Genomic DNA, 26,797 nt, shown 5'->3' with positions numbered 1-26,797 from the left:
ACGAATCCACTTTGATTCATCTTTTTCAAATACAAAAACTGTCCCGTAAATACGTTCTTCAACATTATTTATGCCTGTCTCTCTATGATATCCGACAAAATCAATACCTACAGGCGGTGTAATATCAACCTTACATACCCCTATTTTGCTCATTTGGATTACTCCATTTCTCTATGTAACTCCCTTTTTTCAAGAATAGAATATTTTTCCTATTTTAAATAAAAAAGAACGGACACAGTATCCTATGTCCGTTCTTCTACTCACACATACTTCCGATGCACCATCTTCCCATCATAAGAAAACACAACGCCCTTACTCTCCACAATGGACTCCATATGCACCGTTCTTCCCCATAGCTGATGAAGATATGGTAATACTTTTTCTAAGTATTTTAAATCGAGCTCGATTCCTTCGTAACTATGTTTAATGTATAATTCTCCGTTCTTTAAGTAGTCTCCATCTTCTACTACTAAGTACGGGAACCCACCATTTGTCCGCATATTTACGAGTTGATCACGCACATTCTCCCATTCTTTATCTATTACTTTATATTCTTTTCCTTGGCGCTGGAATAAGTACATATCTTCTCGCATAACAAGATCTTTATTTAAGTAGTTTCTTAGGAACGATACGTCCCATTCAATTTCGCGTACTTCAAACATTTTATCACGGCCAGATCCTGGTTTTACGCCTCGTCGTTTCATTTCTTCTGTTGGATTGTTGTACCGTTCTTCAATATCTTCAAACATTTTAATACCGAGGTAGTATGGATTAATGCTTGTTTTTGATGGCTGTACAACACCCGCATTTAATTTCGCAAATTCAATTGCTTCATCAGATGTTAAGTCCATTTCACGAAGTATGCGTTGATGCCAGTAGGACGCCCAGCCTTCGTTCATGATTTTCGTTTCAAGCTGCGGCCAAAAATATAACATTTCCTCACGCATCATCGTTAATATATCACGCTGCCAATCTTCTAGCTCACGGCTATATTCTTCAATAAAGAGGAGTAAATCTTTCTCTGGTTGCGGCGGGATTTTCTTCTTTTTACGTATATTAGAGCGTTCTTGTTTTTTATTTCGGTTATCTAAATTCCATAAGTCATCGTATTGTGATACCTTTTTCTTTTCTACTTCTTCCTCTTCTAAATCATCGATACTCCACGCAAGTTTCGGACGCATAAGTGACGGATCAATATGTTCTTGAATAGCGAGCACCGCATCTAAAAATGTTTCTACTTCTGCCTTTCCGTACTTATGCTCATACGCTTTCACACGGTCCGCTGTTGCGGCCATACTCTCTACCATATCTCGCTTCGTATTTGAAAAACGAATATTATTTTTGAAGAAATCACAGTGTGCTAAAACGTGCGCTACAATTAATTTGTTTTGAATTAAAGAGTTCGTATCTAATAAAAAGGCGTAACATGGATCAGAGTTAATAACGAGTTCGTATATTTTACTAAGTCCTAAATCGTATTGTAATTTCATTCTGAAAAATTGTTTTCCAAAACTCCAATGTGAAAACCTTGTCGGCATCCCATATGCACCAAATGTATAAATAATTTCCGCTGGACATATTTCATAACGCATCGGATAAAAATCAAGCCCAAATCCAGTCGCAATTTCCGTAATTTCCGCAATCGCATATTGCAGTGCTTTATCGTCACTTGCTCTCATTATTTTCCCTCCTTACACTTTCCCTTAAGAAAGTGTATGATGAAAAACAAGCTTTCATGAGGATTGATTGCATAATAAAAAGACACCCCCGCAAAAACGAGAATGTCTCATCTATTAACCTTCAATAATCTCCATCTTCTCCGTAATCGGAGTACGAGATTTTCCTTCTGGTGCTTTATCGAAATAGCCGATATGAAGAATTCCAACGATACGTTGGCCTCTTGTTAAACCGATTCCTTCTATAAATAATGGATTGTAGTTTAATCCGCCTGATTTCCAAACACAACCTAATCCACGTTCCCAAGCAAGAAGTTGGAAGTTTTGCATAAATGCACATGTTGCAGCGTAATCTTCGTCACGCTGAATTTGACGTGGATCTTCATTCATATATACAACGATTTGTGCAGGTGTGCTTAAAAAACGATCTGATAAAATTTTACCGCGTTTCGCTCTTTCTTCTTCTGTGAAAGAGTTTAATACTGCATCCACTAATTTCTTGCGTCCTTCTCCAATGTATAGTTTACAATTCCATGGTTCACGGTGCTTATGATTAGGTGCCCATGTTGCGTCGTTTAATAGTTCAATTAATAAATCTTTTTCTACTGCTTTATCTGTAAATGTACGTACAGAACGTCTTTCTTTAATCACATTTGCGATGGAAGTATATGTAGTCATATTTATCTCTCCCTTATTTTTATCTATATGTATAAGTTTATCGTTAGTATTGATATTGATTTTCAATTTCGATTATACCTTAGTTTTTTACTATTAATCAATGTTTTATGTTGGAAAACTTCTAAAAACATCATTCCATACTGTGAATAAAAAAACTTGATTTGTTCACAAGTATTTCACATTTTATGGAAATGATATGTGTACAGTTTTCTACATTATCCATCTAGGAGGAGTTTACATGTACAAAAAAATCGCAGTAAGTATGACTATGGCAGCATTATTATGTGGGATATCCACCTTCCCTACGTCCGCTGCCACACCGAAAGAAGTAACAATGCATCACCATAAACCAATTTCAGAAGAAGAAATGCAGTCGCTAGAAAAGCTCGGCTATAACAAACATGAAATTTGGAAAGCTGCCCACATTGCAAAAATTAGTAAAAAAGAAATAAAAGACGTTTTAGCTTACTATAAACAAAATAAATCTTGGGAGAAAACAGCCGAGCATTTCGGTGTAGATCCAAGTAAGCTGAAAAAGCATCATATGAATAAAGAAACAAAGCAAGCACTGCTACAACAGTTAGCAACTATGCAAAAATCCACACCGGATCAGCTAAAGCAAAAAATGAAAGAATATAACATCAAATTGCGTCACCTTACTGTGTTAACAATCATCTCTCAAAAAAGCAATACCCCTCTTGATGATGTATTAAAAATGAAAAAAGATGGAATGGACATTAAACAAATTGCCGAAAAATTAAATGTAAAAAGAGAAGATATACGAGCGGAAATGATGAAATTAGTGAAGTCTATTAAAGAACAAAAAACAAATTAAAATGCTAAAAAGGAAGAGCCATTCACCACTCTTCCTTTTCTTTATGAACTTTCAATTTTTAAGTATAAATTCCCGTCTTTCCCAAAAACTAACACAAGTAAATGATGTAAGTTAGAGGTGAGAAAATGTTCGGTTTATCATCTAAGAAATCAAAAAAGACTAATACAAAAACACTTTGTTCTATTCCAGAATTTATACAAACCATGAAAGAATCAAGCGATTTTGTCTCTTATAACATACTTAAAGATGAAACGTTGTGCTTGTTTTATTATAAATCTGTCGTGGAAGCACTTATTATTAAACAATTCATTTTAACTCCTATAAAAAAGGAATCGGAACAAATCCAAAACATCTCTGATTTATGTAATATCATCTCTATTGAAGACATTATTACCTCCCCTTCTATTGATGATATTCGTGAAAAATTATTAGGTGGATATATTTTAATACGCTTAAAAAACAATTCGAATCCTGATCAATATGCTTTAATTCGTGCCGAAAGTACTGTTTTAGGAAAACGATTATATAACGATACAGAAAATGAGTATAGCGTAATCGGGCCTAAAATCGGTTTCGTTGAAAACCTTGATACAAATATCCACTTATTACGCCGAAATATCGTAACTGAGCAACTCATTTTTAAAGAAGTTACCGTCGGATCTATATCAAAAACGAAAGTAGCAGTTGCTTATATAGAAGGAATTACAAATGAACAATTTGTCAACACCGCACTTCAACGGCTAGAAGACATTGACTTTGATGTCCCATTTGATTCAACTATGATTGAGCAATTTATTAGTGATAATAGCAATTCACCTTTTCCTGTTCTATTACCTACAGAACGATTAGATCGAGCTGTATTTGCATTAATTAACGGGGAAGTTTTAATTTTAACAGATGGCTCTCCATATGCTTTATCAGGACCAACAACGTTACTGGATTTTTTCATTTCACCAGAAGATTATTATTTACCGTGGATGATTGGATCGTTCTTTCGTATTATTCGTTTTTTCGGAGCTATATTTTCTCTTTTTTCCTCCGCTATTTATACAGCGGCTTTAACATATCATTATCAAATGATTCCTGCCGATTTACTAGGTCCTATTATTTTCTCGAGAGCTAACGTACCTTTCCCTCCTATTCTAGAAGCACTCTTTTTAGAAATTACAATTGAATTGCTTCGTGAAGCTGGAGCGCGTTTACCGACAAAAGTCGGACAAACGATTGGGATTGTTGGGGGGATTGTAATTGGCCAAGCATCCGTGGAGGCAGCTTTGACAAGTACAATTTTATTAATTGCAGTTGCTTTATCCGCTCTTGCATCTTTCACAACACCAACCGTAAAGATGTCTTCTACTATCCGGTTGTTACGCTTTCCGCTTATCCTTTTAGCCGGTGCATTCGGAGGATTAGGCCTTATTGTCGGATTTGTATTTATTTTAGCTCATTTAATTAAATTAAAATCACTTGGATCACCTTATTTATTACCTTTATATCCATTTCGTGGTTTAGGTACAGCAGAAGGTTTTCTTCGATTACCATTTAGTCAAACGGCTCAAAGACCTTCTTTCCTTAGACCAAAATCAAAATGGCGATATAATCCAAACAAAGCGAAGCAAAAACGTGATGGTGAGAATGAATGAAGAAAATTTTATTGCACCTTATTATCATTATCTTCTTCATTTTACAAACTGGCTGTACACAAACGTATATAGTGGATACGCAGCGTATTATTCATGTCGCTGGATTTGACATCACAAAAAACAAAAGATTCCAAGGAACTATTCTCTTCCCAGAGTACACACATGGTGTAAAGTCTAAACCAGAAACTCAATCAACATCTGCCCGTTCACTTGAGACAATCGCTTCACGATTAAATGCAAAATCACCTCACAATGTCGTTGTAGGTCAAATGCGTGTCGTCCTATTTGGAAAGGCTCTAGGAGAACGCGGAATGGGAGAGATTATTACTAACTTACAACGTGACCCAAATATCGGGCGCGATGTACAATTAGCAATTGTAGATGGATCAGCTGAGGAACTTTTAAATTACGGAAAAAAAAATGGATCTTTATACATTGCTGATTTACTTGAACAAAATATCCGAAATGAGAACATTCCACAAACCGCATTAGACATTTTTTTATATAATTACTACTCTTCTGTATGTGATGCCTATGTCCCTTATCTTAAAATGGACGATAATCATTCCGTCGCTGTCAAAGGACTTGCTTTTTTAAAAGGCGATAAAGTCGTTATGTATACGGATAAAAGACATTCTGTTTTAACAACATTACTTATTAATCCTACGAAAAATGGACGTTACGAAGCAGCGATAACAAAGGATAAACATAAAGGTATGGTTGTTATACAAAACTTAGCTGGGGAAAATAAGTATGATATAGATCAAACTGGCGACATACCAAAAGTAAAAATCCATTTAAAATTAAATGGATTAATTAAAAATTCTCCAAATTGGATTGATCTAAGAAAAAAAACAAATATCAACTATATAAAAAAACAAATTGAACGAAATGTTGAAAAAGACTGTGAAGATTTAATAAAACAATTTCAAGAAAAGGAAATTGATCCTTTAGGAATACGCGATGAAATTAGAAGTCATACGAGAAAATGGAATATAAAACAAATTCGAAATATGTATAAAAACGTAGCGGTGGATATAAATTTAGATCTTAATATTGTACAATCTGGAATCGGGGAATAGTGAGGTGAAATGAGCAATGAATACAATGAATAAAACAAAAACTGTCTCTCCATATTTTGCATTTATTTTACTGCATTCTCTCCAAGTCGGAATAGGAATTCTCGGATATCAACGTGTAATTTTGAAAAATGCAGGTTATGATGCTTGGATTTCTCTTATTATTGCAGGTATTGCAACTCATATTGTACTGTTTTGTATGTTAAAAATGCTTGAAAAAGACGGAGATTTAATTAGCATTCATACAACAACCTTTGGAAAATGGATTGGCTCTATATTTTCTGTAATTTTCACTCTTTATTGCTTATTATTTTGCCTTACTGTTCTTCGTACATATATGGAAGTAATACAAGTTTGGATCTTTCCTACCATTAAGTTATGGAAACTTACCCTAATGTTTTTATTGGTCACTTACTACATTATAAAAGGTGGCTTCCGCTCTGTGACAGGGATATGCTTTTGGGGTATTGTACTTCCTATTTTTGTTGTATTCTTTTTAATCTATCCGATGAAATATGCACATTTCCGTAATATCTTGCCTATTTTTACACATTCACCTTTTGACATGCTTATATCAGCAAAACAATCTGCATTAGAATTTCTCGGATTTGAAACAATTCTTATCTTCTATCCCTTTATTGAAAAAGGAAAATCTTTAAAAAGATGGGCTCACGCAGGGATTGTTTTTAGCACTCTAATTTATGTAGTTTTAGCTATTGTATCATTTATGTATTATAGTGAAGGACAATTGAATCACACTATTTGGCCTACTTTAACGATGTTAAAAATAATTAAAGTTCCTTTTATTCAACGGTTCGAATATATTATTATTTTTGTTTGGTTTTTAATAATTTTGCCGAATCTTTGTTTAACTATTTGGTCATCATGTCAAACGATGAAGCGTTCCTTTCATATTTCATTTAAATTTACACTACCATTTTTTATTTTCATCGTTTTTACAGCTTCTTTATTTTTTAAAAATCGGGAAAGTATCAACGCATTAAATACTGTACTATCTCAAGCGGGATTGTATATTGTATACGCTTATATCCCACTTTTATTTCTATTCCATTCGCTAAGATGGCGCTTCAAAAATCAGTCAAAAAAATCTTCAACCGATACACCGTAATCTCTGATACAATTTGATTAATACATTTGTAAAGGGGACAAGCGAATGAAAAAGTATGTATTTTCTTTACTTGCAGTACTGAGCTTAATTCTTGCTGGATGCGGAAGTACTGGTACAAATGACCAAAAATCTTCTGAATCAAAAAAAGAAGAACATGACCACGCATCGCACACTCAGCAAGCTGACATTCAAGAGAAAACAAAAGGAGTCGACACACTTCCGACCTTCCTAGATAAGCTTGATCCACAAATGAAAGATATCTACACCGTCGCTGGACAAAATGCAGAGCTATTAGATTGGATTCCATGCTATTGTGGTTGCGGTGAAAGTGTAGGACATAAAAATAATAAAAACTGTTTTATCCGTGAAATTAAAAAAAATGGTGAAGTTGTTTGGGATTCCCACGCAACGACTTGCGTCAATTGCCTAGAAATCGCAGTTGAATCTGCTTCCATGAAACAAAAAGGAAAATCAACGCTGGAAATTCGTAACTATATCGATAATAAATATAAAGAAGGCTATGGTAAACCAACACCTACGCCAATGCCAAAAGCTTAAAAAACGAGGAAACTCCTCGTTTTTTCTTTTCATTCACTTTTTTTCTTAACAAATTCTTTCAAGTGTATTTCTCCTTACTTATCACACACTATATATAACTCTCGGTAAGGAGGGTACACAGTGCAAACATATAACGACTATGATAAAGCTCTCTATTACACGTATTGCTGTAATTGGGATAAATTACTCGTTCTCATGGTTCAAACGAACGATCAATTATTTTCTAAGCGTATTGAGCATTTTTTACACGCTTATCAATACAGTAAAGAACTCCCAGAAGTTGATAAACAATTGCAGCTCCTATTTCAATATATTGACCACGCATCCCAAAAGTCGCATGTAGAAGAAGTAGAACAAATTCAAATGTAAACTATAGCGCTATTCTCTTCCGGAGAATGGCGCTTTTTTTAATATTTATATCAATAAAAGTTTCTCCTTATAAAACTTTTATTGATAAACATATTTTTTCTTTCTTTTCCATACCACTTCATACTATAATTTAGTATGTAACTATTATAAGAGAGGTATAAAATATGGGACGAGAAAAAAAGCAAGAATATGCTTTACTTACCGCATGGGGAGCTTCTTTTATCGCTACACTGGGAAGCCTTTATTTTTCCGAAATCATGAAATTTGAGCCTTGTGTACTTTGTTGGTATCAACGTATTTTTATGTATCCATTCGTTTTATGGCTCGGTATCGCTGTAGCAAAAAAAGATTATCGCATCGCAAGTTATTCTTTACCAATTGCAAGTATTGGTGCTTGTATTTCTTTATATCACTATGCAATTCAAAAAGTCCCAGCGTTTTCAGCTGCTGGAGCAGCTTGCGGTCGTGTACCCTGCACCGGAGAATTTATAAACTGGTTTGGTTTTATTACAATCCCGTTTTTAGCACTTATCGGCTTTATTACAATCGCTGTTTGTAGCTTTATTGTCATCAAAAACAAATAAGGAGATGAAAGAATGAAAAAAATGCTTATATTTGGTGGTATTATTATCGCCTTGTTTGCGGCAATTTTCGCTGTAACACAAATGGAAGAAAAAAAAGCTTCAACTAGCCCAAAAATTGATAATGCTACTGGTAGTCAAACAGATGGTCCTGACTACTACACAAATAAAATTTCTCTTTCAGATCTTCAAAAGAACTTAAAAGAGAAAAAAGAAGAAACAGTATACTTTTATCAAACATCTTGCGTTCATTGCCAAAAATTATCTCCTGTCCTAGTGCCAATGGCTAAAGACTTGAACGTTGATATGAAAGTTATGGATATTGAAAAATTAGATGCTCCTTGGGATGAATATAAAATTCAAGGTACACCAACAATCATTCATTTTAAAGATGGCAAAGAAGTGAGCCGTATTAGTGGTGAACAGCCGAAAGACAAATTAAAAGAATGGCTTGAGCAAACGAAAAAGTAACGAGAAAAGGAAACTCCTTCTACACATGAAATGGGGGTAAAATCCCACACTAATGTATAAGGAGGGGGTTTTATGCCAGAAGTAAGATGTTCTGTTTCCAACTGTTCTTTTTGGGGACAAGGTAACTTTTGTCAAGCAAGTGCGATCATCGTTCAGCCTGATGCAGATGAAACTGGTCAAACTGAAAATGATTCATATACAGCTGCTGTTTTAACAAACGAGACGCTAGAAAGTTCTGTAGCAACGAGTGTAGAGACTTGTTGTCATACATTTAAGCCTAGATATTAACAATTATTCCACCTCATATACGTGAGGTGGTTTTTTCTTTCCCTCTTCTTGTTTACGTCATCTCTAATTCTCCCTATAATAAAGTTAACATTTTTATGAATACGAAGGTGAAATACTATGGCTAAAACAATTGCAGATATCGCCAAATTGGCTGGAGTTGCAAAAAGCACAGTCTCTCGTTACTTAAACGGCGGATATGTAAGTGATAAAACAAAACTTAAAATCGAAGGTATTATTCAGGAAACAAATTTCTCTCCCAATACATTTGCTCAAAGTTTAAAAGCAAAAACAACAAATTTAATTGGTGTCATCATCCCCCGATTAGACTCCTTCGCTACAATGAAAACACTTATCGGGATCGATAAAACATTACAGGAAAATAACTATCAAATGCTTGTAGCAAATGCAAATCAAACAACCGAAACTGAAATACAAGCAATTGAAAACTTTATAAAACAAAAGGTAGCTGGCATTATTTTATTAACAAAAACATTAACGAATGAACATCAAAAAATTATGGCTAATTCAAACATCCCTATTTTATTCGTCGGGCAAGAATATAAAGATCAATATTGCCTCGTTCACGATGATTATGATGCAGCTTATGAGTTAGGGGCATACGTTTTATCGCAAGGCCATCGACATATTGCCTATTTAGGGATAGAAAAAGATGATATTTCTGTTGGAATAAATCGAAAAAATGGTTTTCAAAAAGCAATTGAAAATTTAGAACCGACTTGCAACGTTTCATATTACGAAACAACTTTCCGCATAGAAGATGCCATGAAACAAGTACAACATATTTTAGATAATAATCGCCCAACTCTTATCGTATGTGCTACAGATAACATCGCTCTTGGTGCAATGAAAGTCATTCACTCCCACTCCCTTTCTGTACCAGGTGATATTTCTGTAACAGGATTCGGTGGATATGATATTTCAGAAATGGTACACCCTAGTTTAACGACAATTGCGTTTGACTATGAGTATGCTGGAAAGCTTGCCGCCACTTCTCTTTCACAGCTTGTTGAAAACAAAACTATACCAAAAATATTACACTCTCGTTATACATTAAAAATCCAAGAAAGCGTTGACAAAATATAAAGGCGCTCTATAATAAAATTAAAACCGGTTCCACATTTTAAAAACAGGATTTTCAACATCATTTCCCTGTTTTTTATTTTAACTTATTGCGGAACCGGTTCCACAAAAGAAAATTTATAGTAAGGGGGAATTTTTATGGATATGAAGCAAATTGCAACTCAAGTAATACAGAACATTGGTGGAAAGGAAAACATTGTTCGTGCCACACATTGCGCGACTCGCCTTCGTCTTATATTAAAGGATGATACGAAAATAAACTCTGCAGAAATCGAAAACATCGATGGAGTAAAAGGTGCTTTCGCAACGACCGAGCAATATCAAATTATTTTTGGAACTGGCATAGTAAACAAAGTATATGATGAATTCTCAAAACTAATTGGAATAGCCGAACTAGATTCTACAACATCAAACGATATACCTAAGAAAAAAATGAATCCTATCGCCCGCCTAGCAAAGACACTATCTAATATTTTTGTTCCAATTATTCCAGCTATCGTCGCAAGCGGTTTACTTATGGGTCTACTCGGAATGTTGAAAGCGTTTAAATTAGTTCCTGGAGATCACTCGCTTATCCAATTACTTGATATGTTCTCAAGTGCAGCTTTCATCATTTTACCTATTTTAATTGGAGTTAGTGCCGCTAAAGAATTTGGTGGAAACATTTTCTTAGGTGCAGTTGTTGGTGGTATATTAACTCACCCAAACTTAACAAATCCTTGGACTCTTTCAAATGCAAAACCCACTGTTTTACATTTCCTTGGTATGGATATTGATATGATTGGCTATCAAGGTACTGTTTTACCTATTTTATTATGTGTATATGTTATGAGTACAATTGAAAAAGAACTTCGAAAACGTGTTCCGAACTCTTTAGATTTATTAGTTACACCATTCTTAACAATTATTATAACTGGCTTTTTATCACTTATTATTATCGGACCAATTGGATATAAAATCGGTGACGGCATTACGTACCTTTTAAATACAATTTATCAATTTGCAGGACCAGTAGCTGGACTTATATTCGGTGGATTGTATTCAACAATCGTTCTTACTGGCTTACATCATAGCTTCCACGCTATTGAAGCGGGCTTACTCGCAAATAAAGATATCGGTGTCAATTTCTTACTCCCTATTTGGTCAATGGCGAACGTTGCACAGGGCGGTGCTACTTTAGCTGTCTATTTCAAAACAAAAAACAAAAAAACGAAAGAAATTGCAATTCCAGCAGCAGCTTCAGCATTTTTAGGAATTACAGAACCAGCTATTTTTGGTGTCAATTTAAAACTTGGTAAACCATTTATTGCAGCAGCTATTGGCGGCGCAATTGGAGGCGCTTACGTTGTTTGGATGCAAGTGGCGGCTAATGCATACGGTTTAACAGGTATTCCGATGCTTACAATTGTTGCACCTCTTGGCATGATGAACATGATTCACTATATAATTGGTTTCGCTATTGCAGTTATCACTGCTTTTGTTGCCACATTCATTTTATATAAAGAAAGTAAATAATAACGGGGTGAAAACCTATGTCAAAATATAAAACAATACTGCAATCTAATAAAGACGAATTACATTCTTTATATGAAATTGCAAACCAAGATTCATGGAAACCAATTTATCATATCCACCCAACATTTGGATTAATGAATGATCCTAACGGTGTATCATACTACAATGATGAATATCACGTTTTTTATCAGTGGTATCCATTTGGTCCCATTCATGGAATGAAGCATTGGGGGCATGTGAAGTCAAAAGACCTTATTAACTGGGAGCGTATGCCTGTAGCCATCATCCCTACTGAAAGATATGAATCACACGGTGCATATTCTGGTAGTGCTATCGTAAAAGATGGCCTTCTTCATTTACTTTATACAGGGAATATAAAAAAGCCTGATGATTCCCGTGATGCAAAACAATGTATGGCAACAATGGATTCACAATATACGATGACGAAATATAGTAATAATCCTGTTATTGATATAATTCCTGACGGATATACAAAACATGTACGTGATCCAAAAGTCTGGAAACATAATGATATGTACTATATGTTACTCGGTGCCCAACGTGAAAATAAAACAGGAACTCTATTACTATACAAATCACAAGACCTATACAATTGGCATTTCCAAGGCGAAATTACAACAAATTTAAAAGAATTCGGATTTATGTGGGAATGCCCCGATTACTTCCAATTATCAGGGAAAGATGTACTTCTCTTTTCACCGCAAGGAATTGAAAAAGACGGAGAAAACTTTCACAATGTATACAATGTCGTTTATGCTATAGGCCATTTCGATATTAAAAATTTATATTTCCATGTTGATTCCTATTACGAAGCTGATAAAGGATTCGATTTTTATGCCCCTCAAACTTTAGAAGACTCTACTAGTCGTCGCCTATTGTTGGCTTGGGCAGGATCAAGTGAAATCACATATCCTTCTGATGATTATATGTGGGCTCATTGCCTAACACTTCCACGTGAATTAACATTAGAAGATAACATATTAAAACAAAAACCAGTTTCAGAATTAACAAAACTACGAACTACAAAAAAAGACATTTCAGGAGATATAACAGCTGGATTAAATGTATTATCAACGCTTGATGATGAAGACTCCTATGAATTAATTGTTACACTTAAAACAGAAGATGCAAAGCGTTTTGGACTTTCTCTCTTCCACAATGAGGAGGAATGTTTCCCCATTACATTTAATCGGGAACAAGGTACTATTTCTATAGACAGGGGCAACTTCTACCATCAATTTGGCGAAGAATATGGATTTGAACGCTGTAAAAAAATCGATATTCAAGATACGATAGAACTACAAATATTTGTAGATAAAAGCATCGTGGAAATTTTCTTATACGATGGTTCAACAGTCTTTACGTCCCGAGTTTTTCCTCGAAAAGACATGAAACATCATATCGCAATCTTTTCAGATGCAAAACTAAACTTTACCATCACACAATATAAGCTGAAAAGAGGGATTGTATGAGAAATGTCTTTTGTATAGGTGAACTATTAATTGATTTTGTGTGCCGAAATACTAACGTTTCTTTAGTAAACGGTTCAGATTTCGAAAAAAAAGCTGGTGGAGCACCCGCTAACGTTGCTGCTGCGATTACAAAATTAGGTGGATACGCTACATTTATGGGGCAAGTAGGAAACGACCCATTTGGTGAGTTTCTTGAACAAACTTTACAGCGTGCACAAGTCGATACATCCATGCTCATAAAAGATAAACAAACAACACTCGCATTCGTATCCATCGATCAAGATGGCGAACGTGATTTTACTTTTATGCGTGGTGCAGATGGTGAATATCAATTCAATAGCATTGATTTATCAAAAATACAAACAAATGATTTAATACATTTCGGTTCAGCGACAGCTTTACTATCAAGCCCATTAAAAGAAACGTATTTTAAGTTGTTACAATATGCGAAAGATAAGGGCCATTTTATTTCTTTTGATCCAAATTATCGAAGTGCACTCATTACAAATACAGAACAATTCTCTCAAGATTGTCTAACCTTTATAAAACATGCACACTTCGTAAAAGTAAGTCAAGAGGAAGCTACTATGCTCTCTAAAGAGAGTGATTTACAACAAGCTGCACTCAAATTATTAAATTATGGCGCAAAAGTAGTAGCTATTACACTTGGAAAAGACGGTACCCTTCTTGCGACAAATGAAGGTCAAACCATTGTCTCTTCTATTTCCATTCAACAAGTCGATACAACTGGTGCTGGTGATGCTTTCGTTGGAGCAATGTTATATCAGATTTCCCAAAGTGAACATACACTTTCGTATCATTTCAAAGACTTAACAGCGTTTATCTCCTTTGCAAATAAAGCAGGCGCTATCACATGTACAAATTACGGTGCAATTGCCTCTCTTCCATCATTAACAGATATAAAAGCATACGATTAATCGTATGCTTTTTTACATCCCTCTCCAAAAATCATGCATAATAAAAAAGTACAAAATAACGAGAACGGCCGTCCCGCATAGGGTAATGCGCCGATATATACTCTTCTCTCCTTCCCTCGCTTTCACAAACGCCCAAATAAATCCGAAGAATAATATTAAATCAACATATGGAACATAAAAAGAAAAGACGAGAAACGCATATAAATACACGAGAAATAAACAGGTCGTTACTAAGAAAACTTTAAACGCAAATTCACTTTTCATAATATAACCGCCCCCTATCTGTACTGTATTATATTCAGCAAAATACAATAGTTGCAGTTAAACTCCAAGTATAAATAAGCTACCGTCTATAATACGGTAGCCATTACGGAACATTGTATTTCCGTTTATATATATTACTTAAAATCGAAGAAGGAATTTGCTCGTAACGAATTTTCTCTCCTGTTTCATCTATAATATACGAATTGTTTCCTATATAATATATTCCATCTTTTCGTTTTGAGTACACCGGATATCTTTCATTTGGCAATACAGTTTTTACCTTCGTTAACTGTCCATTTGGTTCTTGCCAATATATATCCGCGCGGTCTACTAACGTAAGCACTCCAATTTGTTCTTCTTCTATTTTTCGACCATTCCAGCTCACAACGCGATAACCAAGCTTATTCGCTTCATATTCGGGGCTCGTATGAAAACGAGAAATGATTACTTTTGTTTGTAATTGTACTCGGTCATATAACCATTGTATATCCCTGTCATGCATACGAATACAGCCATTTGATTCCCTACTTCCAATCGTCCATTCCCGGTTCGTCCCGTGAATCGCATATTCATTCTTATCTAGTCCAAGCCACCTCGTACCGAGAGGGTTATTCGGTGCACCCCCAGCTATTTTTTTTCGATGGTATTCTTTATTTTTAAATTTCGTTATAATACAAAAATTACCTTCAGGCGTAGGTGTACGATCTCTTCCAGTCGTTACTGGAAATGTTTTTGTGTAATTTCCATTCTCAAAAAAAGACAACTGGTTTGTCGTAAGATTCACTAATATTAAATGATCTGTATCAGCAAAAGCACTAACCGGTAGGAAGAAAAATAATAGTAAAACGAAACATACCCTTTTCACCTATATCCCCCCTAGCGCTCACCATAATAATTGTAATTAGCTTTACTTTGCTCTTATAAATGAAAACTATCCATTTACAATAACGCCCCCATTTACATGTATCATTTGTCCGGTAACATAAGAAGAATCACCAGACGCTAAATATACGTATGCCGGCGCTAACTCATATGGTTGACCAGGCCTTTGCATCGGGACATTGCTCCCAAACTGAGAGACTTTCTTCTCATCAAAGCTCGCTGGAATAAGCGGTGTCCAAATCGGTCCTGGTGCAACACCATTTACCCGAATCCCTTTTTGGACTAAAGATTGAGAAAGTGATCTTGTAAAAGCTACGATTGCTCCTTTCGTTGCGGAATAATCAATTAACGTTTCATTTCCTTCATATGCAACGATAGATGCCGTATTTATAATGACATCCCCTTTCTTCAAATGAGAAAGGGCTGCTTTCGTAACGTGAAAATAAGAAAAAATATTAATACGAAATGTTTTTTCTAGCTGTTCTGCTGTAATATACTCTAGCCCTTGCTGTGGATATTGCTGTGCAACGTTATTTACTAAAATATTTAAACTACCTAACTGCCGGGCGGTCTCTTTCACAATATCTTTACAATGCTGTTCATTACTCAAATCCCCCGGCAACAATACACACTTTACACCTTCTTTTTCAACACGTTGTTTCGTCTCATTTGCATCTTCTTCCTCATCTAAATAAGCAATCGCAACATTTGCTCCCTCTTTTGCAAAAGCGATGGAAACTGCGCGTCCAATTCCGCTATCTCCTCCCGTAATTAACACATTCTTTCCTTTTAACTTTTCACTTCCTTTATAATTTGGATCTTCAAACTGCGGAAGGGGGCTCATTAATGATTCAATCCCCGGCTGTTTATTTTGATGTTGCGCAGGCATTGTTATAAAGTTTTTTTGCTGTGGCATAGCTGCTTTCAACTCCTTTTCCTTATCATGTGCACAATAAAAAACTGAAATTCACACATCGTTTTACGATTAATATTCGAATTTAAGACACAAAATATGAATTGTTATAAACTTTTTATGCAAAACTATTGCAAAATAGTTAAAAAACGAATATTATATATAACTGTTGTGAAAATTATTCGTAAACAGAAAGGATGTTTATATGTTTAACCTTTCAAAACATAAAACTTCTATTAAAACTGAAATTATGGCAGGTATTATTACCTTCTTAACAATGGCATATATCATTGTCGTAAACCCAGTCATCCTTGGGGATGCAGGTGTTCCATTTGAACAAGCATTTACAGCAACAATTATCGCTGCTGTTGTCGGAACATTATTTATGGCAATCTTTACAAACTTACCAATCGCAATCGCGCCAGGTATGGGATTAAATGCTTACTTCTCTTACTCTGTTGTAAAAGCTCATGAAGGCATGACTTTCGCAATTGCATTCTCTGCTGTATTCGTAGCAGGTATGATTTTAATTTTGTTATCATTCACATCTTTCCGTACAAAATTAATGGAAGCAATTCCTGAAAACTTAAAACATGCAATTACTGCTGGTATCGGTCTTTTCATCGCCTTTATCGGTTTACGTTTAACAGGTATCGTTACAAAAAATGATGCAAACTTAGTTGGACTTGGTGATCTTCACTCTGCTCCAGTTCTACTAGCATTGGCTGGGCTTGGAATTACTATTGTTCTTATGTCTTTAAATGTAAATGGCGCACTATTTATTGGTATGCTATTAACTGGTATTATCGCTTTCTTCACAGGACAGTTAACATTCTCAAACGGTGTTACATCAATGCCTGGATTACCAGAAGGAATTATCGTTTCAAATCCAATTACTGCTGTATCTGATGTAATTAACTACGGATTGTACGGCGTTGTATTTTCATTCTTCCTTGTTACATTATTTGATACAACAGGTACATTACTTGGGGTAGCTCAACAAGGTGGATTTATGAAAGACGGAAAACTCCCGAAAGCTGGACGAGCTCTTCTATCTGACTCATTTTCAGCAACAATCGGTTCTATGTTCGGAACAACACCATCAACAGCTTACATTGAATCATCTGCTGGTGTTGCAGCTGGTGGTCGTACTGGTTTAACAACTGTTACAGTAGCTGTTCTATTCGCACTAACAGCATTCTTCGGCCCATTAGTAAGTGCTGTTTCTGGTGTATCAGCTATTACTGCACCATCATTAATTATCGTTGGTAGTCTTATGATGGGTTCAGTTCGCCACATCGATTGGGACGCATTTGATGAAGCATTCCCAGCATTCTTAGTAATCTTAAGCATGCCACTTACATCAAGTATCGCAACAGGTATCGCACTTGGATTTATTTCATACCCACTTATGAAAGTGGCAAAAGGGAAATTCCGTGCTGTTCACCCACTTGTGTATGTATTTGGAATTTTGTTTGCTTATCAATTGATATTCTTACCACATTAAAATCCCTCTTCCTGAGGGATTTTTTTATAAATACTGTTTGACAACACCATTCGTTTGTGGAATAATTCAAAATAGTTAAATATTCGATGTCTTATCAAGAGCAGGTGGAGGGATGAGCCCTACGAAGCCCGGCAACCGACCCATTTATGGGCACGGTGCTAATTCTTACAACACATTGTGTTGAAAGATAAGAGTAATATGATAAGGCGTCTTTTCTATATGAAAAGGCGTTTTTTATTTTCACTCCCTCCTCTCTCTTCTTAGTTTAGGAGGGATTTTTTTATGAAAAAATTATGTTCCATCGTACTTATTTTTCTCTTATTTACATTAGCAGCTTGTACAAATGAACAAGATACTATCTCTTCACAAAAGCAACAAACTGTGAGAAAGGCGACTACAACGGTAGAAAATCAATTACAAACAGAAATTCCAAGCCAAATGAAGAAGCCATTAAAAATCGCATTAATTATGCAAATGTCCATCGGAACTTTTTCCTCTCAATATATTGAGGGTGTCAAAAAACAAGTTGAGCTATTTGGCGGCAGTGTACAAGTCTACAATTCTGATAACGATTTAGCAAAAATGGCTGCAAATTTAGATACTGCTATTAATTCAAAAGTGGATGGTATTTTAATTGATCATGGCCGTTCTGAAGCACTAAAACCTGGAGTAGAAAAAGCGTTACAGGCGAACATTCCCGTAGTTGCGTTCGATAACGATCTACGCTTGCCAGGTTTGACAATTATTGATCAAGATGACTATAGTCTTGCATGGAAATCATTAAAAACGTTAGCGGAAGATTTGAATGGACAAGGAAATATCGCAGTTGTATGGGTCGGCGGTTTTGCTCCAATGGAACGTCGCAATGTTATCATTGATGCTTTTTATAAACGGTATCCCAATATAAAAGAAGTTGCAAGATTCGGTACTGCTAGTAATAACACACCGCTCGATACACAAACACAAGTAGAAGCTTTACTAAAGAAATATCCGAAAAAAGGCGATTTACAAGCTATTTTCGCTTCGTGGGATGAGTTTGCTAAAGGGGCTGTTAAAGCACTTGAACAAGCTGGTCGTACAGATATAAAAGTATATGGCATTGACTTAAGTAATGAGGATTTACAACTCATGCAAAAAGAAAACTCACCTTGGACTGCTACAGCTGCAACTGATCCAGCTGAAGTAGGTAAGGTTCAAGTACGATTTTTATACAAAAAAATTGCTGGTGAACAAACGCCAGATATTTATTCACTAGAACCTTATTTAGTAAAGAAAAATAGTTTACCAAAAGAAAATATAACAATGGATCAGTTATCAAAATATATAAACGGTTGGGGAGACTCAAAAGATGCATATTCCCCTTGGATGAAAAAATTAGAGAAGGAGAAAAAATGATGACGTTCTCTCTTCAAAACATTACACATTCTTATCATGTCGCTACACCTGTTCTAGAAGATGTTTCTATTCATATTCAAAAAGGAAAAGTACACGCTTTACTAGGCATGAACGGTGCGGGAAAAAGTACTTTACTAAAAATAGCAACTGGTGAAATTCAACCAGTTGTTGGCGATATAAAAATTGATACTCAGTCTGTTTCCTTTACTTCACCGCGCGATGCAAAAAAGCATGGCATTTCTTTCGTAACACAAGAAGTAGATCACGGACTTATTCCCGGATTATCTGTATTAGAAAATGTACTAATCGATCATTTAGCAATGCAAAATAAAGTACTGTTTTCAAAGTCCAAATTAGTCGCACTTGCTAAACAACATTTGCAAACTGTACAGGTAAATTTAAATGTTTCGGAAGATGTTTCAAACTGTTCATTACATGAAAAACAATTACTTCTTATCGCAAGAGCTTTATCTAACAATACAAATTACCTTTTATTAGATGAACCTACTTCTTCTCTTGGACCAAAAGAAGTTGAAACCTTTGGGAAACTATTAAAAGATTTAACATCAAAAGGAATTGGCATCCTTTTAGTTTCTCATCGTTTATCAGAGATTCGAAATTTCGCGGATGATGTAACTGTATTACATAACGGTCAAGTTGCCCTTTCTGAAACCATTACAACAATTACAGATCAACAAATTGTGGAAGCAATGACTGGAAAACAACTTACACTTCCTATTAATACAGCACCAAAAACCGGGAGCGAGGAACTATTTAAAGTACAAGAGCTTCTATTACACGAAGGTCATTCTCCCCTTTCTCTTACAATACGAAAAGGAGAAACTGTTGTGATATACGGATTAATTGGAAGTGGAAAAACAACACTTGCTGAAACGTTATTTGGTGCTCGTCATACTTATCACGCAGAAATAGACGGTCAAAAACTAACGATTAAAACACCACGAGATGCGATTAAAGCGAAAATCGCACTTGTACCAGAAGAAAGAAGAAAACAAGGCGTATTTCTTTCGGAAGATATTATAAGTCACACAAATTTACATCAATCAGGTTGGAAACGAAAACAAACCGAATTAAATGATGCTACTACAGCAATTTCTTCTTTCGGTATTTCACCAAATGACCCAAAGGCACTTATTCATTCACTTAGCGGTGGAAACCAACAAAAAGTCTCAATTGCAAAGTGGAGTGGATTCAAACCTAATCTATTTCTTTTAGACGAGCCAACTAAAGGTGTAGACATCGCTGCGAAACAAGACATTTTTCAATTCATTCGCAACATTACAGAAAACGGAAGTTCCGTAATTTATTTCACAGGAGAACAAGATGAAGCGTTGCATATCGCTGATCGCATTCTTATACTGGCAAACGGAGAATTTGTAGGTGAATACTTACCAAACGAACTATCTCCTGAACAGCTTTTACATTTATCTGAAGGGAGTTATTCCATTGAATCTCGTTCATAAAACGAAAACTAAGAAACTATATTTATCTACTCATCTTTTTTATCAATTTAGTACAATTGCTATTATTATAGGTGTTACAATTTTTTTCTCTATCGTCAATGATTCTTTTTTAACATATAACAATATTAGTGATATTTTACGTTCTATTTCCATCGTAACGTTACTTGCAATCGGCGTTACCTTTACATTGATTGTAGATGGGTTTGATTTATCAATCGGCTCTACCGCTAGTTTAGCAACAATTGCAGCTGCTTCTTGTCTCGTTTTATATCGACAAGAACTATTAGTCACACTTCTTGTTCCTATTCTTTGCGGGTTATTAGTTGGATTATTAAATGCACTACTCGTTATCCGAATTAAATTACCCGATTTACTAGCTACATTAAGTATCATGTATATCGTCAATGGACTACACTTAACATTTTCAAAAGGCTCCTCAATTTATGAAGGAATGTCCGGTGCAACAGGACATTTTATTCCATCCTTTTTATTTATCGGTCAAGGTTCCGTCTTAGGAATTCCAGTCCCTGTCATTATCATGCTTACTATCGTTTTAATTGCACATCTATTTTTAGAAAAAACAACGTACGGTCGTTTCTTTTATATGACTGGTGGGAATCGAGAAGCTGCTAGATTAGCTGGTATTCCTACTGATCGTTACCGTGTATATGCTTATATGATTAGTGGTTTACTAGCTTCTATTGGCGGCATTATTCTATGCAGCCGCGTTGGAACAGGACAAGTTTCAGCTGGCGCTCCATTATTAATGGATGCAGTCGCAGCTGCCTATATCGGTTATGCAATGTTCGGCGCTAAAAAACCAAATATAGTCGGAACATTCCTCGGCTCGGTATTAATCGGAATTATACTAAATGGCCTCACAATGATGAACGTTCCTTATTATGCACAAGATATTATTAAAGGCAGTATTTTAATTACAGCCCTAGCCTTTTCATTTATTAAAAAGAAGCGTAAATAAAAAGTAGAGCATCGAATTCGATGCTCTACTTTCCCTTTGCAACAATCACACGAAAGCCTCCACGATTACTAAACTATGAAAAAGATAACAGCAGTTAAAAATTATTAATATTTCTCATTCATCTGTAATTCTTTACTATACTTTTGAATGAAAACTGACGAAACAACCATTACCATTCCTACACTAAATCCAATAAGCTGATCCAGTAGCATCTCATCATGTATGAGCCAGCGAAGTAGAAATACCCCTCCAAAAATAAGCATTGCAGTAAATCCGGTATGCCTAAGTCCTTTATATACATTTTTCATATGTATCACCTCTCCACATACATTTATCCATATTATACCATACCCTAAAAACGTGTATAACCAACATTCGGCATTGAAACGAATAATAAAAAAGACTGCAGAGAAACTCTTCTCCACAGCCTTTTTATTATTTTTGCAAGAACGCCTGTAAATCTGCAAATTGTCTCTTTGCATCTTCATAGCCTTGCTCATATAAATTTTGTAGTTTTGCTGTATCTTTTTCCATACGATCTACTTGAAGCGGCACTTCTGGGCGAATAACAAATAAATTCCCGGCTTGTTCTTCTTTTTCAATGTAGTGAAGTGTTTCATTATACACTTCATAACGATTGAGCATCGTGTTAACAAGATTCGGATATTTTTTATAGGCTTTTCCTGCAATCCATCCGAATTTTGATTTTTTCTTTGCGTAGCCATGATTTCTCGTTAAAATAACAACTGATTTTTTAAATCCGTCTTCTTGCGCTTTACGAACTGGAATCGGATCAGAAATCCCGCCATCTAACAGTTGTTTACCACGGTAATTTACTACCGGTGCAATGAAAGGCAATGAACTAGACGCTTGTAATAAATTTAGCGCATCATCATTCGTTCCTTCTTTTTCAAAATAAACAGATTGTCCTGTTTCACAATCTGTTGTTCCTACAAGGAAACGTTCCGGACTATTAAAGTATGTTTCAAAATCAAACGGCACATGTTTTTCTGGAATTTCATGAAAAATGAAATCCATATCAAATAGCTGACGTTTTCTCCATAAATTTTTATACGATAAATATTTCGGATGTGATGCATAATCAATATTGACCGTTTTATTTCTATTTCTTTGTTTGGAAAGATACGACGCTGCATGACAAGCACCAGCTGATACACCAATTACATATGGAAAATATAAATCTTGTTCCATAAAGTATTCTAGTATCCCGCCCGTATATACACCACGCATACCGCCGCCTTCTAATACTAACCCGGTATTTTCAAGCATGTTACTCTCTCCTCTATATATTGACTCTTTAATTATTCACTATGTTAAGTATCTTTTTCTATTATATATGAGTTCTTTCAGAAATTATATTCAAAAGGCTTGAGAAGAAGGAATTTTTTCTTCCAATTATATTTCCAAATGATTGGTGACATCCTTTATAAACCTTTGAATAAAGTCTTGCTCTTCTTTCGTATACCCATCTAAAAGTAACAGCCACTTTCCTTCAGCTTGTTTATGCAATTTTTCATGCGCTTTATATATTTCATTTCCTCTTTCCGTTAAGCGGAAGAAAATTGCTTTTTGATTATCTAACATTTGCATCTTCTCAACGAATTGCTTTTGAAACAACTTTGTACATATTTTAGAGATTGCACCCTTCGTCATGCCCATTTCTGCCGTAATTGCCGTTACATTCATCAAACCATTTTTTCCGATACACTCGATAACATGTAACTCAGATAAAGACATATCACTTACACCTGTCTCACGAAGAAACTTCTCGTTTTGTCGTTTTAAATGTTCTTCTTTTTTATGCAAAAGTGTACGAATGTCTGAAAGTATTTCCATTTGTTTCGTTGCATGCTTCAATCCGTTCGCCTCCTAAGTTTCCGAAGAAACAATTTAACTATATACCATTTTAAAATCATTTTTTCATCTTTACAAGTTAGAAAATCATGTTAAAATAAATTTAGTTTCCAAGGAAACTAAATTACAAGGAGGTTAACATTATGAAAAAATCTAAACTAAATTTCATTTTATATGTTGTCTGTATTAGTGCCTTACTCGGTTCCTTCACTCAAAATATTTACACACCTATCTTACCGATGATTCAAAATTCTTTTCATACTTCTTTTTATCTTGTAAATTTAACCGTTTCACTATTCACATTCGTTCTTGCGATTATGCAGCTTATTTACGGGCCTTTAATTGATATAAGAGGGAGAAAATCTATTTTGATTCCTAGTTTAATTATTAGTACAATCGGCTCAATTGGTTGTGCTTTTTCATCAAACATCTATTTATTTTTATTCTTTAGAGCCATTCAAGCTTTAGGAATTGCAGCTATACCCATAGTTGCCGCAACAATTATTGGTGATTTATTTGAGGGAAAAGAACGAGGTGAAGCGATGAGCCTATACCAAATGTTACTTGCTCTCGCACCCGCAATTGGCCCTCTCATAGGTGGTTATCTCGGCAGTATACATGGCCACTTATCTGTCTTTCTCTTTTTATCTACAATTGGCATCATCTTATTAATCATAAACATTTCACTACTCCCGGAAACAAAGCCAAATATAATTACGCAATCTAAATCCCAAAAGAATTACTCTCTTATCTTAAAAAATACAACTGGATTTTCTATTACTCTTATTGGCTTCATTCAATTTTGTATTTACTTTTGCTTTCTCGTTTTTTTACCGAGCATTTTAGCAAATTCATTTCATTTAGCTGCAAATGCAATTGGTCTTATGTTTGTACCAATGTCTCTTTCTATCATGCTAGGAAGTTTTTGCTACAAGTTTTTGCAAAAACGCCTCACAACAAAGCAAACTTTATTTATTACGAGTTTCTTCAATATTATATGTGTCGTTTTATTCTCTTTCACATATAAAATCAATATCCCATTCATCATTATCGTTACATCTTTGTACGGTTGTAGTATGGGACTTTCTATGCCAACTCACACTACTTTATTAACAGAAGAATTCGTGCAAGAACGTGCAACAGCTATCGGTATGTACAACTTCATCCGCTATCTTGGTATGGGCACAGGGCCACTTATAGGTGGATTTCTTTTATTTAACCAAAATTACTTTTGGATTTTCTTCCTAGGCGCAATTATGTTTTTACTTGTAATCTTATATGCAATAAAAATGCCAAGTTTTCATTCTGTACAAAAAGCAAAATAGAGCCCCAAAAAAGGTCGGCTCTATTTTAAACTCTTTGATCCGCAACGATATGAATATCAATATACCTCGTTTGCCTCATAATCTCATTTACAATAGAGCCTTTTCGTATTTCTTCCCACCTTGTTCTAGCCGATTGTCCAAGTAAAATTTGCGTTACTTGTAATCTTTTTGCGACTTCAATAATAACATCTGCTGGCTTTCTTCCTTTCGCCTCTTCTAATACAAAACTCGCATCAAATTGATTCGTGAGCGTCTTCCACTCTTCAATCGTTTGTTTTTTACCTGCTGAAAGAGAATCTATATTTTCCCTCTCAACGTTTAATACGTACAATTCAGCATTTAACCGATCAGCCATGCGCCATCCCCGTCGTATTAATTTCTCCGCTGTTGAACTGTATTGTACACAAACAAGAATTTTTTCTTTTACGCCAATCGGTTCTATTACTGTTTGGCTAATTTTCTCGTCCATATCATCTGCCACTTCACGAAGTGATAATTCCCTAAGTGCTCCTAAATTATTAAGCGTAAAGAAATTTTGTAAACTTTGCTGAATTTTTTCTTCTTTATATATCTTTCCGTCTATTAGTCTCTTCCTTAATACCTCGGGCGTTGCATCAACGAGCTGAATTTCATTTGCTTTTTGTAAAATAAAATCTGGAACTCGTTCTCTTACTTTTACATTCGTAATTTGAGCTACAATATCATGAACACTTTCTAAATGTTGAATATTAAAAGCTGATAATACCGATATACCCGCATCTAGCAATTCCTGTACATCCATATAACGTTTCTTATGTTTAGAACCAGGAACATTACTATGCGCGAGTTCATCCACCACCACTACTTGCGGCGCACGTTTTATAATTCCTTCCACATCAAGCTCATAAAATCCCTTTCCTTTATACTGTATTTCTTTTAAAGGAACTTTTTCTAAATCAGCAATTGCTTCTTCTGTCTCTTTTCTCCCGTGCGTTTCAATTAAACCAATTACAATATCAATTCCATCTTTTTTCATCTCTCTTGCATCAAAGAGCATTTTATAACTTTTTCCTACACCTGGAGCTGCCCCTACATATAGCTTTAACTTTCCGCGATTTTGTTGCCGTATATATTCTAAATATTCCTCTGGCGTTCGCCTTTGAAACTTCGGTTCATAGTCATCTGCATACAAAATAAAAACCGCCTTTCATTCGAAACAACGCTACCTCAATCCGTTAGATTGAGGTAGCACTGTTACTATTTCATTAATTTCTGTAATGCTACATTTAGCTTTAAGACGTTCACTCGATCTTCTCCAAATAAACCAAGTGCAGCTCCTTCTGTTTGATCTTTAATCAATTGATTAAGTTTTTCTTTCGGAATATTCGTTAATTTCGAGATGCGATCCACCTGCACCGAAGCCGCTTGTGGACTAATATCCGGATCTAGTCCTGAACCTGAATTTGTCACTAAATCTATCGGTACTTCTGTAACTGGAACAGCTGGATTTTTTTCCTTCCAGTCTGCAATACTTTTCTCTACTCGTTTTGCTAAATCTGGATCAGATGGTGCATAGTTATTTGAACCAGATGCTTCAGCCTTATATTCAATACTAGAAACACGCCCTTGAAAATAACGTGGATCCGTGAAATTTTGCCCGATTAATTTAGAACCAATCACTTCATTTTTATCATTATATATTAGACTTCCATCCGCATTATCCTTCATTACTGCTTGCGCAATACCTGTAACAATAAGTGGATATACAAGACCGCACAACACTAGAAATGTAAAAGTAATACGGATGATTGGTGATAGTATACTTTGTTTCTTCTCCATC

General features: G+C 35.2%; 28 protein-coding genes, 1 pseudogene and 1 riboswitch. Of the genes and pseudogenes, 18 read left to right on the top strand and 11 right to left on the bottom strand.

All coding sequences use genetic code 11. The features are described 5' to 3' along the window. Positions 1 to 3: 3 nt before the first annotated feature. From ACTJJY_RS26380 to ACTJJY_RS26370, 3 genes and pseudogenes are all read right to left on the bottom strand, one after another. Positions 4 to 153 (bottom strand): annotated as a pseudogene (locus tag ACTJJY_RS26380) (neutral/alkaline non-lysosomal ceramidase N-terminal domain-containing protein); the annotation flags it as partial. Between the two features lie 107 nt (positions 154 to 260). Further along, a complete protein-coding gene (gene spoVR, locus ACTJJY_RS26375; protein ID WP_097998145.1) occupies positions 261 to 1,679 on the bottom strand; it encodes a stage V sporulation protein SpoVR in 1,419 nt (472 codons plus the stop codon). Positions 1,680 to 1,793: 114 nt separating this feature from the next. Continuing rightward, complete coding sequence (locus ACTJJY_RS26370) at positions 1,794 to 2,354, bottom strand: nitroreductase family protein (RefSeq protein WP_440606983.1); 561 nt, start codon at positions 2,352 to 2,354, stop codon at positions 1,794 to 1,796. 238 nt (positions 2,355 to 2,592) lie between these two features. Between ACTJJY_RS26370 and ACTJJY_RS26365 the strand changes: the two genes are divergently transcribed. From ACTJJY_RS26365 to ACTJJY_RS26305, 13 genes are all read left to right on the top strand, one after another. Further along, positions 2,593 to 3,189, top strand: a complete 597-nt coding sequence (locus tag ACTJJY_RS26365) for a hypothetical protein (protein WP_440606982.1) — start codon at positions 2,593 to 2,595, stop codon at positions 3,187 to 3,189. Between the two features lie 125 nt (positions 3,190 to 3,314). Beyond that, positions 3,315 to 4,832 carry a spore germination protein gene (locus ACTJJY_RS26360; protein ID WP_440606981.1) on the top strand — a complete coding sequence of 506 codons (1,518 nt, stop codon included), beginning with the start codon at positions 3,315 to 3,317 and terminating at the stop codon, positions 4,830 to 4,832. Continuing rightward, positions 4,829 to 5,914: a Ger(x)C family spore germination protein gene (locus ACTJJY_RS26355; protein WP_440606980.1), complete on the top strand. Its 1,086-nt coding sequence runs from the start codon at positions 4,829 to 4,831 to the stop codon at positions 5,912 to 5,914. The genes ACTJJY_RS26360 and ACTJJY_RS26355 overlap by 4 nt, the downstream gene beginning before the upstream one ends. Positions 5,915 to 5,930: 16 nt before the next feature. Then, complete coding sequence (locus tag ACTJJY_RS26350) at positions 5,931 to 7,040, top strand: GerAB/ArcD/ProY family transporter (protein WP_440606979.1); 1,110 nt, start codon at positions 5,931 to 5,933, stop codon at positions 7,038 to 7,040. Between the two features lie 45 nt (positions 7,041 to 7,085). Next, positions 7,086 to 7,598 (top strand): PCYCGC domain-containing protein, encoded by a 513-nt coding sequence (locus ACTJJY_RS26345; RefSeq protein WP_000761026.1) that lies wholly within the window; start codon positions 7,086 to 7,088, stop codon positions 7,596 to 7,598. 120 nt (positions 7,599 to 7,718) lie between these two features. Beyond that, the gene (locus ACTJJY_RS26340) at positions 7,719 to 7,967 is read left to right on the top strand and encodes a YhdB family protein (protein WP_001195459.1); all 249 of its coding nucleotides are present in this window, start codon (positions 7,719 to 7,721) and stop codon (positions 7,965 to 7,967) included. Between the two features lie 164 nt (positions 7,968 to 8,131). Beyond that, the gene (locus tag ACTJJY_RS26335) at positions 8,132 to 8,551 is read left to right on the top strand and encodes a disulfide formation protein C (protein ID WP_000532264.1); all 420 of its coding nucleotides are present in this window, start codon (positions 8,132 to 8,134) and stop codon (positions 8,549 to 8,551) included. Between the two features lie 12 nt (positions 8,552 to 8,563). After that, positions 8,564 to 9,019, top strand: a complete 456-nt coding sequence (locus ACTJJY_RS26330; protein ID WP_440606978.1) for a thioredoxin family protein — start codon at positions 8,564 to 8,566, stop codon at positions 9,017 to 9,019. Positions 9,020 to 9,091: 72 nt separating this feature from the next. Beyond that, on the top strand, positions 9,092 to 9,307 hold the full coding sequence (locus tag ACTJJY_RS26325) for a DUF1540 domain-containing protein (RefSeq protein ID WP_001115482.1): 216 nt from the start codon (positions 9,092 to 9,094) through the stop codon (positions 9,305 to 9,307). A gap of 117 nt (positions 9,308 to 9,424) precedes the next feature. Then, positions 9,425 to 10,411, top strand: a complete 987-nt coding sequence (locus ACTJJY_RS26320) for a LacI family DNA-binding transcriptional regulator (RefSeq protein WP_065224734.1) — start codon at positions 9,425 to 9,427, stop codon at positions 10,409 to 10,411. A 135-nt stretch (positions 10,412 to 10,546) separates the two neighbouring features. Further along, the gene (locus tag ACTJJY_RS26315) at positions 10,547 to 11,923 is read left to right on the top strand and encodes a sucrose-specific PTS transporter subunit IIBC (protein ID WP_098840320.1); all 1,377 of its coding nucleotides are present in this window, start codon (positions 10,547 to 10,549) and stop codon (positions 11,921 to 11,923) included. 17 nt (positions 11,924 to 11,940) lie between these two features. Beyond that, positions 11,941 to 13,416: a beta-fructofuranosidase gene (gene scrB, locus ACTJJY_RS26310; RefSeq protein ID WP_440606977.1), complete on the top strand. Its 1,476-nt coding sequence runs from the start codon at positions 11,941 to 11,943 to the stop codon at positions 13,414 to 13,416. Then, the gene (locus tag ACTJJY_RS26305; protein WP_440606976.1) at positions 13,413 to 14,354 is read left to right on the top strand and encodes a carbohydrate kinase family protein; all 942 of its coding nucleotides are present in this window, start codon (positions 13,413 to 13,415) and stop codon (positions 14,352 to 14,354) included. The genes scrB and ACTJJY_RS26305 overlap by 4 nt, the downstream gene beginning before the upstream one ends. A 12-nt stretch (positions 14,355 to 14,366) precedes the next feature. On the opposite strand, the gene ACTJJY_RS26300 is transcribed toward ACTJJY_RS26305, so the two are convergent. The 3 genes from ACTJJY_RS26300 to ACTJJY_RS26290 all read right to left on the bottom strand — a co-directional run bounded on the left by ACTJJY_RS26300 (position 14,367) and on the right by ACTJJY_RS26290 (position 16,416). After that, positions 14,367 to 14,618 carry a hypothetical protein gene (locus ACTJJY_RS26300; protein WP_000834199.1) on the bottom strand — a complete coding sequence of 84 codons (252 nt, stop codon included), beginning with the start codon at positions 14,616 to 14,618 and terminating at the stop codon, positions 14,367 to 14,369. 103 nt (positions 14,619 to 14,721) lie between these two features. Further along, a complete protein-coding gene (locus ACTJJY_RS26295; RefSeq protein ID WP_000831959.1) occupies positions 14,722 to 15,483 on the bottom strand; it encodes a L,D-transpeptidase in 762 nt (253 codons plus the stop codon). A gap of 66 nt (positions 15,484 to 15,549) precedes the next feature. Beyond that, entirely contained in the window at positions 15,550 to 16,416 is an 867-nt protein-coding gene (locus tag ACTJJY_RS26290) for an SDR family oxidoreductase (RefSeq protein ID WP_440606975.1), read from the bottom strand. Between the two features lie 202 nt (positions 16,417 to 16,618). Between ACTJJY_RS26290 and ACTJJY_RS26285 the strand changes: the two genes are divergently transcribed. The 4 genes from ACTJJY_RS26285 (at position 16,619) to ACTJJY_RS26270 (ending at position 21,778) form a co-directional block, all read left to right on the top strand. After that, positions 16,619 to 17,920, top strand: a complete 1,302-nt coding sequence (locus tag ACTJJY_RS26285) for an NCS2 family permease (RefSeq protein ID WP_000482717.1) — start codon at positions 16,619 to 16,621, stop codon at positions 17,918 to 17,920. Positions 17,921 to 18,008: 88 nt separating this feature from the next. After that, positions 18,009 to 18,114: riboswitch (SAM riboswitch) on the top strand. Between the two features lie 88 nt (positions 18,115 to 18,202). After that, on the top strand, positions 18,203 to 19,315 hold the full coding sequence (locus tag ACTJJY_RS26280) for a sugar ABC transporter substrate-binding protein (protein ID WP_440606974.1): 1,113 nt from the start codon (positions 18,203 to 18,205) through the stop codon (positions 19,313 to 19,315). After that, positions 19,312 to 20,799: a sugar ABC transporter ATP-binding protein gene (locus ACTJJY_RS26275; RefSeq protein WP_440606973.1), complete on the top strand. Its 1,488-nt coding sequence runs from the start codon at positions 19,312 to 19,314 to the stop codon at positions 20,797 to 20,799. Before ACTJJY_RS26280 ends, ACTJJY_RS26275 begins: the two co-directional genes overlap by 4 nt. Beyond that, complete coding sequence (locus tag ACTJJY_RS26270; protein ID WP_440606972.1) at positions 20,783 to 21,778, top strand: ABC transporter permease; 996 nt, start codon at positions 20,783 to 20,785, stop codon at positions 21,776 to 21,778. The genes ACTJJY_RS26275 and ACTJJY_RS26270 overlap by 17 nt, the downstream gene beginning before the upstream one ends. A 104-nt stretch (positions 21,779 to 21,882) precedes the next feature. Here ACTJJY_RS26270 and ACTJJY_RS26265 read toward each other — a convergent pair whose 3' ends face one another. The 3 genes from ACTJJY_RS26265 to ACTJJY_RS26255 form a co-directional block, all read right to left on the bottom strand. After that, positions 21,883 to 22,086: a hypothetical protein gene (locus ACTJJY_RS26265; protein ID WP_440606971.1), complete on the bottom strand. Its 204-nt coding sequence runs from the start codon at positions 22,084 to 22,086 to the stop codon at positions 21,883 to 21,885. Positions 22,087 to 22,213: 127 nt separating this feature from the next. Then, positions 22,214 to 23,068, bottom strand: coding sequence for a patatin-like phospholipase family protein (locus tag ACTJJY_RS26260; RefSeq protein ID WP_440606970.1), 855 nt, complete (start codon positions 23,066 to 23,068; stop codon positions 22,214 to 22,216). Positions 23,069 to 23,194: 126 nt separating this feature from the next. Beyond that, positions 23,195 to 23,656, bottom strand: a complete 462-nt coding sequence (locus ACTJJY_RS26255; RefSeq protein ID WP_440606969.1) for a MarR family transcriptional regulator — start codon at positions 23,654 to 23,656, stop codon at positions 23,195 to 23,197. A 140-nt stretch (positions 23,657 to 23,796) separates the two neighbouring features. On the opposite strand from ACTJJY_RS26255, the gene ACTJJY_RS26250 reads away from it, so the two are divergent. Next, positions 23,797 to 24,978, top strand: a complete 1,182-nt coding sequence (locus tag ACTJJY_RS26250; protein ID WP_440606968.1) for an MFS transporter — start codon at positions 23,797 to 23,799, stop codon at positions 24,976 to 24,978. A gap of 25 nt (positions 24,979 to 25,003) precedes the next feature. Here the strand turns inward: ACTJJY_RS26250 and kdpDN are convergent, their stop codons facing one another. Both kdpDN and kdpC read right to left on the bottom strand, forming a co-directional pair. Continuing rightward, the gene (gene kdpDN / locus ACTJJY_RS26245; protein ID WP_440606967.1) at positions 25,004 to 26,149 is read right to left on the bottom strand and encodes a KdpD-like non-kinase potassium sensor; all 1,146 of its coding nucleotides are present in this window, start codon (positions 26,147 to 26,149) and stop codon (positions 25,004 to 25,006) included. Between the two features lie 65 nt (positions 26,150 to 26,214). Continuing rightward, positions 26,215 to 26,796: a K(+)-transporting ATPase subunit C gene (gene kdpC, locus ACTJJY_RS26240; protein ID WP_440606966.1), complete on the bottom strand. Its 582-nt coding sequence runs from the start codon at positions 26,794 to 26,796 to the stop codon at positions 26,215 to 26,217. Between the last annotated feature and the right edge of the window lies 1 nt (position 26,797).

It is taken from the genome of Bacillus sp. 22475 (genome assembly GCF_052044835.1).
In the GTDB taxonomy this organism is placed as follows: Bacteria; Bacillota; Bacilli; order Bacillales; family Bacillaceae_G; genus Bacillus_A; species Bacillus_A cereus.
Note: the sequence above shows the minus strand (reverse complement) of the source record. Positions and strands in the feature narration are given on the sequence as shown.